Origin of the sequence: Brucella sp. NBRC 12953 (assembly GCF_040369775.1) — a bacterium.
GTDB classification, from domain to species: Bacteria; Pseudomonadota; Alphaproteobacteria; order Rhizobiales; family Rhizobiaceae; genus Brucella; species Brucella pseudogrignonensis.
This window is the reverse complement of record NZ_BAABSV010000002.1, coordinates 429,678-442,077: the sequence shown is the minus strand read 5'-3', so window position 1 is coordinate 442,077 and position 12,400 is coordinate 429,678. Positions and strand designations below refer to the sequence as shown.

Below are 12,400 nucleotides of genomic sequence, written 5' to 3'. Positions count from 1 at the left end.
CGAATGCGTCGATAACGATTTGACTGGAGACGTCTATGCGTAAGTTGATCATTGCAGTCGCTGCATTCGCCCTTTTTTCAACTGGAAGCGCCTTTGCTGAAAAGATTCGCATTGGCGTGACACCAGGGCCGCACGCGCAGATCATGGAAAAGGTCAAGGAGGTTGCTGCCACCAAGGGTATGGAAATCGATATTCAGGAATTTTCTGATTATGTGATTCCGAACATGGCACTGGCCGATAAGGCGCTTGATGCTAATTCTTTCCAGCATCAGCCCTACCTCGACAATCAGGTCGCAGATCGTGGCTTTCCGATTGAGACAGTAGCGCCAACGGTCAACTTCCCGATGGGCGTATATTCCAAAAAGATGAAAAACATCTCGGAACTGGCTGACGGTGCGACCATCGCCATCCCGAACGATCCGACCAATGGCGGTCGTGCGCTTCTGGTGCTTGCAGATAACGGCCTGATCAAGCTCGATGCGTCGAAGGGCCTGAAGGTTACGTCAATTGATGTGACTGAAAACCCGAAAAACCTGAAATTCGTGGAACTCGATGCCGCGCAATTGCCGCGTTCGCTCGAAGATGTGGACGCTGCCGTCATCAATACCAATTACGCGCTGGAAGCAGGTCTTAACCCGGCTGGTGACGCACTTATCCGCGAAGGCGAAAAGGCACCTTATGTCAATGTGCTGGTCGTCCGCACTGCCGACAAGGATGCCGAATGGGTGAAGACGCTGGTCAGCAGCTATCACAGCCCGGAAGTGAAACAGTTTATTGCTGAAACTTTCAAAGGCTCAGTCATTCCAGCTTGGTAATAGTTCAATTCGAATGCCGATTTTGAAGCGGGGCGAGCGATCGCCCCGCTATTTATTAGAGCCCGTTCTGAAAAGCGTGAAACGGCGTATTGGAGGCGTTTTCTAAGCTTTTCGCTGCATCCATATATTGGCGAACGGAAGCCCGTTATCATCTTCCTCGCGACGACTGATTTCCTGAAAGCCGAGCCGCTGATAGAAACGGCAGGCACCTTTATTATCGGCGTAGACTTCGAGAGAGAGTTCGCCTTTCAATGCCAGAGCATGGTCGAGCAAGCGGCGGCCTATGCCATATCCTTGCGCGGAGGGATCAACGAAGAGTCCGCCGATGAAACAATCCAACAGGCCTATAAACCCGACCGGCTCACCATTTATAACGGCGACCCAGGTCTCTGCCTTTTCGAGATAGACGTCTTCGATAAGCTTCTGCTGATCGCGTAGCAGGTCTTTTCCTAGAAACGCATGTGCTTCCAAAGAAGCGCGATACCAGATGGAAGACAATGTCTGTTTGTCCGCAGCCTGATAGGCGCGGATGATAACCGTCATGTTTTTCATGATTATTCCAGAGTTTAACTATGCACAAAATTCCCATCCGTTGGATGGGTCCAAATCCGTTAAAACGGAGACACTGAACTTCTGCGCATAAAACTCCTTCTTGGTTTTGTTCTGTGAGAACTAACCTCACGAATGATGCAACGTCAAGACTGACGCTGTGCCGGGTCAGTCGAACACTTCATCCGGATAAACGCCCCAGAGATCCGATTGCCTGATCCAGCCGCGCGTACCCTGAATATCCATCCGGCACCACTGGCCATTGCATTCGCGAACTGTGCCGACAACATTGGGCTCGACTTCCGCCGACAGTCCCGATGTTTCGCTCGGATCGCGGCGCATGGTAATCATCGCGCCCTGATCGTTCTTGAGCCATGGTGCCGTAATCGCCGTGCGCTTGCCCGACAGGAGAGACTGATAGACCCAGCCTTCCGTGCCGTCGGCATCGCGGATGCGGCGCCAGTTATCGTATTCCTGAATGATTTCGACAGGCAGGCCGGATTTCATGAATAACCATGACACGGCATAATCACGCCCCGGACCCACGCGCAGATTGACGCGTGCCGGCTTGAGGCTGACAAAACGGGGTACAGGCAAGCCACTTGCGCCCAGCGTTGTGCCTGCTGATGCTTGAGCCATTGCAGCATGGTTATACGATGCGCCTAGCGGCGCAACAACCAGCAGCAAGGCAATGCTGCCAAGTGCTGCGATAAAAAAGCGTTGCGAAAGTACTCGGTACAATTCTGACCTCTCGCCGTCCTGTCACTTCACGGCAGTTCCAACGAATGGGGAGTTTCCGTCTGCAACTGCAAAAATAAAATTGTGCGGTTTTTCCGCCTCTGCTTCTCAAACAAGTCAGGCAAAAGCTTGTCTTCTCACAGGTTTCCGGAGAGGCGTCGGAGACGCAAGGGCAGCTTTCGCGATTCTGTTTTTCTTTGTCTTTGCTGCGCCGCCTTGCTAGAGATGAGCAGCCGAAGCAATATCTCATATTGCACCTTCTTGGTTAAGGAGGTCTCAACATGAGAATCGGCGAGCCAGGTTTCCTGTGAAATTTATGGACCTGCACAGGTGGCACTGCTCAAGAAAAAGGGGTGGAGATGTCGAACAAGAAAAAGCCGCTGGTCGTACTTACCCGGAAACTTCCGGACCCGGTGGAAACCCGAATGCGGGAACTGTTCGACGCACGTCTGAATATTGACGATCATCGCATGTCGCAGCCGGAAATTATTGCTGCGATGAAAGAAGCCGATGTTCTGGTTCCTTGCATAACCGATGTGATCGATGCGGCAGCCATTGAGCAGGCCGGCCCCAATCTTAAACTGATCGCCAATTTCGGCAATGGTGTTGACAATATCGATGTAGCCGCAGCTGCAAAGCGCGGCATCACTGTCACCAACACGCCCAATGTGCTGACCGAAGACACCGCCGACATGACGCTGGCACTGCTTTTGATGGTGCCACGCCGTCTGGTTGAAGGCGCAAACGTCCTTAATGAGCGTGACGGCGAATGGCCGGGCTGGTCGCCGACTTGGATGCTTGGGCGCCGCATCTGGGGCAAGCGTCTGGGGATTGTCGGTATGGGCCGCATCGGCACAGCCGTTGCCCGCCGCGCCAAGGCTTTCGGTCTGTCGATCCATTATCACAACCGCAAGCGCGTTAGCGCACAGGTTGAGGAGGAGCTGGAAGCGACTTACTGGGACAGCCTCGATCAGATGCTGGCTCGCATGGATATTATCTCGGTCAATTGCCCGTCGACGCCTGCAACCTTTCACCTGCTTTCGGCCCGCCGCATCGCTTTGATGCAGCCGACCGCGTATCTCGTGAACACGGCGCGCGGCCAGATCATTGATGAAAATGCGCTGGTCGAACTGATCGAGCAGGGCAAAATTGCTGGGGCCGGGCTTGATGTGTTTGAACATGAGCCAGCTGCCAACCCGCGCCTTTTATCGCTTGCTGAAAAAGGTAAGGTCGTGCTTCTGCCGCATATGGGATCGGCAACGATTGAAGGCCGTGTGGATATGGGTGATAAGGTCATCATCAATATCAGGGCTTTTGTCGACGGACATCGCCCACCGGACCGTGTATTGCCGAACCGAATCTAATTATTTGCTGGCAGTTAGCGGCGCGTCCAGCCTATTGCCCGCAATGAACTTCAGAACCGTTTTCGCATAAAGGCGTGGGTTTTCGGCCGGAACGCCATGACCGGAATCGGGCAATATGACCAGCTGCGCTCCGGGTATATGATCTGCAATAAACTCAGTATGTTCGCGGGTAATTGCGGTATCCCGGTCGCCGATGACGATTGCTGTCCGAACATCGATTTTTGAAAGATCGTCTGCGGTATAATTCGGCTCATTCGCCCAAAGCGCATGAATTTCCTTATCGATGCTGCTGTAGTGGCGGAGTTCGGGAATTGGCTTTCCTTCGGCGCGCGCCAGCGCATAGCCGGTTGAACCTTCCGGCGTGACGTTTGCAGCCTGTGCGAACAGGCTTTTCAGTCGCTCAGGATAGCGGATGGCAATATCAATGCCGATAATGCCGCCATCGCTCCAGCCAACAAGATCGACCTTGTTGACGTGCAGATAGTCGAGCAGGGCAACATAATCATCTGCCATCAGCTCATAGGTGAGTGGCTCGGTCGTTCGTGTCGAGCGGCCCTGACCACGACTGTCTGCGACAATCACCATATGATCACGCGCCAGAATAGGCAGCTGCGCATCCCAGACATGCTGGTCAGAAAGCCCGCCATGGATCAGCAGGATTGGCGGTCCCTTGCCCACAACACGGTAGTACATTTCGATGCCGTTAACGCTGGCAAAGCTGGCTGGTGTGGCTGTGATGGTCATACGTGCTGCCCTTTCAAGAGAAACGGCGGACGGGAAGAAGGCAACAAACCCAAAGAGCAGCGCTGAGATTCCGAGTGTAGTCATCCAGAGTGCTGATCGTGGGAGTGATGTTCTTCCCTTCATGATAGATACCCTGTCCTCAGGGCCTTCTGATCAGAGTCGGCAGGTCATAAAGATAAGCGATGCGCTTGATCGCATCCTTGAGAGGCTCGAGCGTTACGGTCATCGTATGGCCGCTGGCATGAATCAGCATATCGGGAGCAGCGCAGATCGCGACATGGCCTTTCCAGAAGACCAGATCGCCGCGCTTGAGATTGGAATAGTCTGCGTCGGGTTCGACGATTTCACCGAGCGTGTTTTCCTGCATGTCCGAATCGCGCAGGACCTTGCGACCTGCGACCCACATCGAAAGCTGGACAAGACCGGAGCAATCGATCCCAAAGCCTGAAGTCCCACCCCAGAGATAAGGCGTATGCAGGAGTGTTTCGGCGACCGCAACGAAATCGTGGGCATGGTCGCTCAAAGGCGCGAGATGCTTGGCAATCAACGCTTCACCGCTCTCAAGCAGTGCATATTCGGTGCCACGTTTTTCAGAGGTTCCGACGATTCGCACGCGCGAACCGAGTGACAATGCTTTTGTATGCGGGAATCGAAGATCATTACCGGGATAGACGAATGTGCGCGGAACGATGACCATATGCGTCGCATTATCAACCGGCTTCTCCAGTGATGCTGCGGAAACATATCCGGTATAGCCGTCGCGTTCAGCTTGAACCCAGCACCAACCGTCCTGCTCTTCAAAAACGCGTACCGTGTCGCCAAAGATGATCTGTGTCTGTGGACCGCTATCGGGGCGTGGTTCTGCGCGCAGGTCGACAACCGAATCGGAAACATGCATCAGCGTGCCAGCCGTAAAGCGACCTGCCTCCACCTGACCACTCAGCCGTTCATCGGCGAGATCGGGACGGTAGGCGTTCAAACGGCGATCGAGTATGCTCACAATGGTAACTCCCTGGCTCTGGCGATCACAAGATCGCCTAGTCTTTCGACATAAAGTGCGCCAGTGACTGTTCTCTTTACTAGCACATTTCTACGATCTTTTTCATCACGATGCCGGGATACGAGATCGAGCGTTCCCATCGTGTCGAGCGCACGCGTTATCACCGGCTTGGTGACATTCAGCTTGGCTGCCAGCCCTCGCACGGTATGCGGGGGTGTTTCCAGATAAATTGTCAGAAGGATAGCCGCTTGCCGCGTGGTCAGGTCAGGCATTTCATCCTTCACCTGTGCCAGTGAAAGCGTTCTCAGCAATGTCAGTGCCTGCAAAGGCTTCAGTTCAACGGGCATATCCTACCGAATTTAAGGCGATTGTTTCGGACCCGTATCATTCAACGACGTTTTCTTTTTGCAGGCAAGTTATTTCATTTTGCGGGATATTTATGCTTGAGAAGCGCATAGAGCGCGCGGATGGCCTGCGCTTCACCACCGACAGGCGAGGCAGGCTTTTCGACCGGCACCCAACCATAAATATCGAAATGTGCCCAGCTCTTCGCCTTCTCGACAAAGCGGCTCAGGAACAGTGCAGCGGTCACAGATCCAGCAAAGCCGTCAGTCGTAACATTGTTGATGTCCGCCACGCGCGATGAAAGTTTTTGCGCATAGGGCGCCCACAACGGCATACGCCAGAGCGGATCAGCTGTCTCGTCAGCCTTTTCAGCAATGGCTGCTGCAAGCGCATCGTCATGCGTATAGAAAGGCGGCAGATCAGGGCCAAGCGCCACACGCGCAGCACCGGTCAGTGTTGCCATATCGATGATGAGCTCCGGCTCTTCTTCGTCGGCCAGCGTCAGTGCATCGGCCAGAACGAGACGGCCTTCTGCATCGGTATTGCCAATTTCGACGCTCAAGCCCTTGCGGCTTTGTAGGATGTCGCTTGGGCGGAATGCATTACCCGCGATCGAGTTTTCAACTGCCGGGATAAGCACGCGCAGTCGAACCGGGAGTTTTGCATTCATGATGATCGACGCAAGGCCCAGCACATTGGCAGCGCCGCCCATATCCTTCTTCATGAGCAACATGCCGCTCGCGGGTTTGATATCGAGACCGCCAGTGTCGAAACATACACCCTTGCCGACAAGGGTGATCTTAGGATCACTATCCTTGCCCCAAGTGAGATCAATGAGGCGCGGCGCAATGCTGCCTGCGCGACCAACCGCATGGATCATCGGGAAGTTTTGTTTCAGCAGCGCATCGCCTTCAATCGTGCTGACCTTTGCGCCATTCCTGGAAGCGAGATCGCGCGCAGCCTGTTCCAGCGCATCTGGTCCCATGTCATTGGTCGGCGTGTTGATAAGATCGCGTGCAAGCGTTACGGCATCGGCAATATGCTGTGTTTCAGCGGCGTTGACGCCTGCCGGCACCGCCAGACGGATAGTTTTGTCGCTGCCCTTGCGATAGCGCGTGAAGCTATAGCCGCCCATCAAGAAGGCGAGAGTTACCAGCTCTGCGTGGTCTGGCTTATTTTCGATATGCCAGTCGCCTTCGGGGAGGCCGCGCGCCAATTTTCCGGCGAGCAATTGCGATTGACCGCCCTGGTCGTCATCACCTGTGCCAAACAAAGCACCGGCAATCGTGCCGTCTTTGCCGGGAAGTACCAGAATACGACCGGATTCCCCGTTAAAATCATTGGCCTTGGCCCAAGCCTGAACATCGGATGTCAGCGCTGTCTGCTCGATCTTATTCTTTCCGATGAACCAGATTGGGCGGCTGTCTGCTGATTTTGCGGCTACGATCTCAACGGTCATGACATTCCTCGGCGATTAGAATTTCTGGCTCAATCAATAAACAAATAGCCACCCTGCGTGAACAGGGCGGCTATTCAATTCTGCATGAAGAGAGACAACTTAGTTTCGTTCAGTCATCTGGATCTGTGCGGCCTTGTAATCAAAAGCGGAAGCAGGCTTTCCAGCGAAAAGCGCCATGCCACTAATGACGGCGATAACAGCAAGCGCACCGATGAGTGTGCATTCGATCATCGCTGCACCCGATCTGTTTTTAAAAAAGCGCGTCATCAAAGCCGGCATGTTACTTACCCTGAGCTGAAGTCTCGTTGGGGTTCTTTTTAGTGCCTGGCAATTGTGATGAGTTTAAGAAACAAGGAAAATAAAACGTTAATATAGGTCGGGTCCTACTTCGATCTGGTTTGGGTTAACGGATGGCAAATGCAGCCGAGCGGCATTATATGGTCGTGACAGCTTGTTTCTTTTCCCGCCTGAAAGATGAAAAATGCCCGAATTACCTGAGGTCGAAACGGTTCGCCGCGGTTTGCAGCCTTTCATGGAAGGCGCGAAAATCGAACGGATCGAGCAGAACAGGCCTGATCTCCGTTTCCCTTTTCCCGATCACTTTGTTGAGCGTCTGTCCGGACGCAACATCGGCGCGCTCGGGCGGCGCGCAAAATATCTCACGATGCATCTCGACGATGGGCTTTCGATCATCAGCCATCTTGGCATGTCCGGTTCGTTTCGGATTGAAGCGGATGATGCGGAAGGAATGCCGGGCGGCTTTCATCACGAGCGATCCAAAATCGCAAAACATGACCATGTCGTTTTCCATCTCTTAAGGGGAAATGGGTCAACCGCACGCGTCATCTATAACGACCCGCGCCGGTTTGGATTCATGCTCTTTGCGGAGAAGGGCACATTGGATGAACATCCCTTTCTGAAAGGTCTGGGCGTAGAGCCTACAGGCAATCGCCTTTCAGGTGAATTGCTTGGAACGCTCTTTGAAGGCCGCAAGACGCCGTTGAAAGCGGCTTTGCTTGATCAGCGCCTCATCGCAGGGCTTGGCAATATATATGTCTGCGAGGCGCTGTGGCGCTCGCGTCTTTCCCCGATGCGTGCCGCAGGTTCAATTGTCCAGGATGCGAAACTTCTTGACCGGCTGGCTGAAGATATCCGCACTGTGATTGCCGAGGCGATTGCAGCTGGCGGCTCCAGTCTGAAGGACTACATTCAGGCTGATGGTGCGCTTGGTTACTTCCAGCATTCATTCTCCGTTTATGGGCGCGAGGCAGAGCCGTGCCGTACGCCGGGCTGTACCGGAGTTGTGGAACGCGCCGTGCAGGCAGGCCGTTCGACCTTTTTCTGCGCTTCCTGCCAAAGTTGATTCTGAGCTGACCTTGCCAAAGTGAGTCGGGCGGTCCAACTTGGCCGCCACTATGAACCGATCAAGGAGGAGAAGCTTTCTCATGGCTTATGAAACGATCGTTGTGGAGACGCGCGGTGGCGTGGGACTCATCCGTCTCAACCGACCGCAGGCGCTCAATGCACTCAACAGCACAGTACTCAAGGAGCTGACGGAAGCACTGGCCGCCTTCGATACCGATGGCAGAATCGGTGCGATCGTTCTTACCGGCTCGGAAAAGGCTTTTGCGGCAGGTGCCGACATCAAGGAAATGCAGCCGATCAACTTCGTCGATGCCTATTTGCAGGACATGTTTGCAGATTGGCGGAAAGTGGATCGTACCCGCAAGCCGATCATTGCTGCCGTGTCAGGTTATGCGTTGGGCGGCGGCTGTGAGCTTGCCATGATGTGCGATTTCATTATCGCAGCCACCAATGCCAAATTCGGCCAACCGGAAATTACACTGGGTGTAATGCCAGGCATGGGCGGCTCTCAGCGCCTCACGCGCTTTGTTGGCAAGTCGAAGGCGATGGATATGTGTTTGACCGGACGCATGATGGGTGCTGAAGAAGCCGAACGTTGCGGCCTCGTTTCGCGTCTTGTTGCACCGGAAGAGCTGATTGAAGAAGCTTTGAAAGCTGCCGAGCGTATTGCCTCTTTCTCGCAGCCATCCGTGCAAATGGTCAAAGAATCGGTCAACCGTTCTTATGAGACTACACTTGATGAAGGCCTGCGTTTTGAGCGACGCCTGTTTCATTCGCTGTTTGCCACGGAAGATCAGAAAGAAGGCATGTCTGCGTTTATCGACAAGCGCACGCCATCGTTCAAGAATCGCTGATGTGAAGAGGGCGGGAAGGGCAATTGAGGCGTTATAGCTGCCTTGACTGCCTGAAATTCGGCAAGAAGGCCGCATATCCGGCCTTCTGACGCGCTTTGAGATCAGAATCCTCGTTGACGCGAAGGCAAAGCTGATCTATAAGCCCGCCACGGATCGGCGGCCCTAGGCATTATGGCTGCCCTAGAGGTTTTGTGCCCGACGGTTAAATCCAGTGGGCTGCTGACAGAAAAAAGAGAGGCATTTATGGCCAATACTCCTTCGGCCAAGAAGGCAGTGCGCAAGATCGCTGCCCGCACCGAAATCAACAAGTCCCGTCGTTCGCGCGTTCGCACCTTCCTCCGCAAGGTTGAAGACGCTCTCCTGAGCGGCGACAAGGAAGCAGCATCGGTTGCATTCAAGGCTGCTGAGCCTGAACTGATGCGCGCTGCTTCAAAGGGCGTCGTTCACAAGAATACCGCTGCTCGTAAGGTTTCGCGCCTTGCTGCACGCGTTAAGGCTCTGAACGCCTAATACTACCTATTTATAAAATTAGGTTTCGAAACCCGGCTCATTGTTAGCCGGGTTTTCTTTTTTGGAACTTTTTTAAAGAAACGTACCCTCGAAACTATGAGTATGTTTTTTTAGCAATATTTCATATCAGGCAGATAGTTTTAGAACTAATCGAAAGATATATGCGGCGAATTCCTCATTATTTTCAAAAGCTTGTGCGTGTTTATCCACAGTTATCCACAGCCCCTGCGGAGGACTCGGAAGCCCCTCTGAGTCAAGCCACTTTTTGAAAAATTATTTTGTCGGAGAACATATCGTGCCCGTCTAAAAAACCGTCAATCAAAACGCATTGAATCCAAAGGCGTTATTGCTCTCTCGACCGATTCTCTGCTTGAGGGCACAGGGCATGCAAGTCTTTCTTGAAGAAAAAACTGCAGATCTTAGGCTTGCTCTTTGCCGTAAGGCTTCGTTAAAGTCAGAGCCATAAGAGGGGTGGGCCGATGGCCCGGAGTTAGCATTAAATAGGATGTCTTATTGGCGTGGGCAGCTTTGTCCGCGGGTGCTGAATTCTGGTCTTAAGGTCCTGTTCTTATTAAGTTTGTCTCTTTTGGTGATTGCTTACCATTCATTAACCGGAATGCTGTTTTTGGCGCATCTTCGCAATTGAATGGTTGTGGCAAATTCCGATCCGGGCAATCAGCCTTGAGCAAGGATTTGATGAGTCGTAACGAGTAGCTCAACAGGAGTTATCTGGGTGTTTGTCCGCAGCAGTTGTTCGATTGCGGACGGTTTGAGTTTGTGTGCGGTTCTTAGAAAGAACCAGTGTGAATTGAGTACCAGCTGGGTTTCCGGTTCCCCAAACCGGACACGATGCAGGAAATAACGACAAGCGCTGTAAAACTAGCGCGTAGGAATGTGAAGGCAGGCGAGACGATGGCAATGATGACTGGTAAGTCGACGGCAACGATGGGTGATGATGCGCATGCGAACCGTATCCATGGATCTTCTGCTACTGGAAAAGAAAACAGCCTCGTGGTGAGTGCTGAAAGCAACGTCGGCGAAGACGTTTTCGAGCGTCTGACTGCAAAGCTCAAGGCACGCGTCGGCAGCGAGATTTATTCAAGCTGGTTTGGTCGCCTCAAGCTCGATGACCTCTCCAAAAGCGTTGTTCGTCTGTCGGTTCCGACCGCATTCCTCCGCTCTTGGATCAACAATCATTATTCTGAACTGCTGACCGAGCTTTGGCAGGAAGAAAATCCGCAGATTCTCAAAGTTGAAGTTGTTGTGCGCGGCGTGAGCAGAGTCGTTCGTACTGCAGCACCAGCAGCGGATACGAATGACGCGATTGAAGCAAAACTGTCTGTCGCTCCCCGCGAGAAGATGGCTTTCCCTGTAGGCCAGCCAAGTGCTGAAAAGCGCGGTTCCGCAGTTGTTGCAGAATCGGTTGCCGCTTCCGGTGCCGTTCTCGGCTCACCGCTCGACCCGCGTTATACATTTGATTCTTTCATTGATGGTGCATCCAACCGTGTAGCCCTTGCCGCCGCCCGCACTATCGCAGAAGCAGGTTCTAGCGCTGTTCGCTTCAATCCGCTTTTCATCCATGCATCTGTCGGCCTTGGTAAGACGCACCTTCTGCAGGCAATTGCCGCAGCAGCGCTGCAGCGTCAGGAAAAGGCCCGAGTCGTTTATCTGACCGCTGAATACTTCATGTGGCGCTTTGCAACAGCGATTCGTGACAACAATGCTCTTTCCTTCAAGGAACAGCTTCGTGATATCGACCTGCTCGTCATCGATGACATGCAGTTCCTGCAGGGTAAGTCGATTCAGCATGAATTCTGCCATCTGCTCAACACGCTGCTCGATAGCGCTAAGCAAGTTGTTGTTGCCGCCGACCGCGCACCTTCGGAACTGGAATCGCTTGATGTCCGCGTGCGCTCGCGTCTTCAGGGCGGTGTCGCTCTGGAAGTTGTTGCACCAGACTACGAAATGCGCGTCGAGATGCTGCGCCGCCGTCTGACAGCTGCTCAGGTCGAAGATCCAAGCCTTAATATCGATGACGATATCCTCGCTCATGTCGCCCGTACGGTCACTGGATCGGGTCGTGAGCTGGAAGGTGCCTTCAACCAGCTTCTGTTCCGCCAGTCGTTCGAGCCTAATCTCTCAATTGATCGCGTTGACGAACTGCTTGGCCACCTGACACGCGTAGGCGAACCAAAGCGCATCCGCATTGAAGAAATTCAGCGCATCGTTGCTCGTCACTACAATGTGTCGAAGCAGGACCTGCTTTCCAATCGCCGCACACGTACCATCGTGAAGCCACGTCAGGTTGCAATGTATCTTGCCAAGATGCTGACGCCACGTTCGCTGCCGGAAATCGGTCGTCGTTTTGGCGGTCGCGACCATACGACGGTTCTTCATGCGGTTCGCAAGATCGAAGATCTGGTCGGTGCTGACACCAAGCTGGCGCAGGAACTTGAGCTTCTCAAGCGTCTGATCAACGATCAGGCAGCCTGATCGACAGAAATTAGTTAAAAAGCCCGCGCCGTGTCGATTTGCGACGTGGCGCGGGCTTGCTTTTCGTCTCAAAAATCTGCCACTTTAGCAAACCTTCGGGCGCCACAAGCGCCTTACTGATAGGGGCGTCTGCCCGTTGCGCGGTTGCCCAGTCCTAGAGAGCG

The 12,400-nt window shown here is 53.5% G+C and carries 13 protein-coding genes; 6 read left to right on the top strand and 7 right to left on the bottom strand.

Features of this window, described 5'->3' with window-relative positions:
- Window positions 1-35 precede the first annotated feature (35 nt).
- Window positions 36-815, top strand: a complete 780-nt coding sequence (locus tag ABWV94_RS05975; protein ID WP_079211321.1) for a MetQ/NlpA family ABC transporter substrate-binding protein — start codon at window positions 36-38, stop codon at window positions 813-815.
- Between the two features lie 102 nt (window positions 816-917).
- On the opposite strand, the gene ABWV94_RS05970 is transcribed toward ABWV94_RS05975, so the two are convergent.
- Window positions 918-1,367, bottom strand: coding sequence for a GNAT family N-acetyltransferase (locus ABWV94_RS05970; RefSeq protein WP_007872863.1), 450 nt, complete (start codon window positions 1,365-1,367; stop codon window positions 918-920).
- Window positions 1,368-1,532: 165 nt separating this feature from the next.
- Window positions 1,533-2,105, bottom strand: a complete 573-nt coding sequence (locus ABWV94_RS05965; RefSeq protein WP_007872866.1) for an SH3 domain-containing protein — start codon at window positions 2,103-2,105, stop codon at window positions 1,533-1,535.
- 356 nt (window positions 2,106-2,461) lie between these two features.
- On the opposite strand from ABWV94_RS05965, the gene ABWV94_RS05960 reads away from it, so the two are divergent.
- On the top strand, window positions 2,462-3,466 hold the full coding sequence (locus ABWV94_RS05960; RefSeq protein WP_007872868.1) for a 2-hydroxyacid dehydrogenase: 1,005 nt from the start codon (window positions 2,462-2,464) through the stop codon (window positions 3,464-3,466).
- Here ABWV94_RS05960 and ABWV94_RS05955 read toward each other — a convergent pair whose 3' ends face one another.
- From ABWV94_RS05955 to ABWV94_RS05935, 5 genes are all read right to left on the bottom strand, one after another.
- Window positions 3,467-4,294 (bottom strand): alpha/beta fold hydrolase, encoded by an 828-nt coding sequence (locus ABWV94_RS05955; RefSeq protein ID WP_113496120.1) that lies wholly within the window; start codon window positions 4,292-4,294, stop codon window positions 3,467-3,469. It lies immediately after the preceding gene.
- 55 nt (window positions 4,295-4,349) lie between these two features.
- Window positions 4,350-5,210, bottom strand: coding sequence for a C40 family peptidase (locus ABWV94_RS05950; RefSeq protein ID WP_105519111.1), 861 nt, complete (start codon window positions 5,208-5,210; stop codon window positions 4,350-4,352).
- The gene (locus ABWV94_RS05945; protein ID WP_113496119.1) at window positions 5,207-5,557 is read right to left on the bottom strand and encodes a MarR family winged helix-turn-helix transcriptional regulator; all 351 of its coding nucleotides are present in this window, start codon (window positions 5,555-5,557) and stop codon (window positions 5,207-5,209) included. Before ABWV94_RS05945 ends, ABWV94_RS05950 begins: the two co-directional genes overlap by 4 nt.
- A gap of 74 nt (window positions 5,558-5,631) precedes the next feature.
- A complete protein-coding gene (locus tag ABWV94_RS05940; protein ID WP_113496118.1) occupies window positions 5,632-7,014 on the bottom strand; it encodes a leucyl aminopeptidase family protein in 1,383 nt (460 codons plus the stop codon).
- Window positions 7,015-7,113: 99 nt separating this feature from the next.
- A complete protein-coding gene (locus ABWV94_RS05935; protein ID WP_007872884.1) occupies window positions 7,114-7,293 on the bottom strand; it encodes a Flp family type IVb pilin in 180 nt (59 codons plus the stop codon).
- Between the two features lie 202 nt (window positions 7,294-7,495).
- Between ABWV94_RS05935 and mutM the strand changes: the two genes are divergently transcribed.
- The 4 genes from mutM to dnaA all read left to right on the top strand — a co-directional run bounded on the left by mutM (window position 7,496) and on the right by dnaA (window position 12,236).
- Complete coding sequence (mutM, locus tag ABWV94_RS05930; protein ID WP_113496117.1) at window positions 7,496-8,377, top strand: bifunctional DNA-formamidopyrimidine glycosylase/DNA-(apurinic or apyrimidinic site) lyase; 882 nt, start codon at window positions 7,496-7,498, stop codon at window positions 8,375-8,377.
- Window positions 8,378-8,459: 82 nt separating this feature from the next.
- Window positions 8,460-9,233, top strand: coding sequence for an enoyl-CoA hydratase (locus ABWV94_RS05925; protein WP_007872887.1), 774 nt, complete (start codon window positions 8,460-8,462; stop codon window positions 9,231-9,233).
- A 243-nt stretch (window positions 9,234-9,476) separates the two neighbouring features.
- Window positions 9,477-9,743 carry a 30S ribosomal protein S20 gene (gene rpsT, locus ABWV94_RS05920; protein ID WP_007872888.1) on the top strand — a complete coding sequence of 89 codons (267 nt, stop codon included), beginning with the start codon at window positions 9,477-9,479 and terminating at the stop codon, window positions 9,741-9,743.
- A 918-nt stretch (window positions 9,744-10,661) separates the two neighbouring features.
- Window positions 10,662-12,236, top strand: coding sequence for a chromosomal replication initiator protein DnaA (gene dnaA / locus ABWV94_RS05915; protein WP_105518001.1), 1,575 nt, complete (start codon window positions 10,662-10,664; stop codon window positions 12,234-12,236).
- Window positions 12,237-12,400: the final 164 nt, after the last annotated feature.

Coding starts and splice junctions, on each gene's coding strand:
- ABWV94_RS05975 (WP_079211321.1), top strand. CDS start 36: ATGCGTAAGTTGATCATTGCAGTCGCTGCATTCGCCCTTTTTTCAACT.
- ABWV94_RS05970 (WP_007872863.1), bottom strand. CDS start 1,367: ATGAAAAACATGACGGTTATCATCCGCGCCTATCAGGCTGCGGACAAA.
- ABWV94_RS05960 (WP_007872868.1), top strand. CDS start 2,462: ATGTCGAACAAGAAAAAGCCGCTGGTCGTACTTACCCGGAAACTTCCG.
- ABWV94_RS05955 (WP_113496120.1), bottom strand. CDS start 4,294: ATGACTACACTCGGAATCTCAGCGCTGCTCTTTGGGTTTGTTGCCTTC.
- ABWV94_RS05945 (WP_113496119.1), bottom strand. CDS start 5,557: ATGCCCGTTGAACTGAAGCCTTTGCAGGCACTGACATTGCTGAGAACG.
- ABWV94_RS05940 (WP_113496118.1), bottom strand. CDS start 7,014: ATGACCGTTGAGATCGTAGCCGCAAAATCAGCAGACAGCCGCCCAATC.
- ABWV94_RS05935 (WP_007872884.1), bottom strand. CDS start 7,293: ATGCCGGCTTTGATGACGCGCTTTTTTAAAAACAGATCGGGTGCAGCG.
- mutM (WP_113496117.1), top strand. CDS start 7,496: ATGCCCGAATTACCTGAGGTCGAAACGGTTCGCCGCGGTTTGCAGCCT.
- ABWV94_RS05925 (WP_007872887.1), top strand. CDS start 8,460: ATGGCTTATGAAACGATCGTTGTGGAGACGCGCGGTGGCGTGGGACTC.
- rpsT (WP_007872888.1), top strand. CDS start 9,477: ATGGCCAATACTCCTTCGGCCAAGAAGGCAGTGCGCAAGATCGCTGCC.
- dnaA (WP_105518001.1), top strand. CDS start 10,662: ATGATGACTGGTAAGTCGACGGCAACGATGGGTGATGATGCGCATGCG.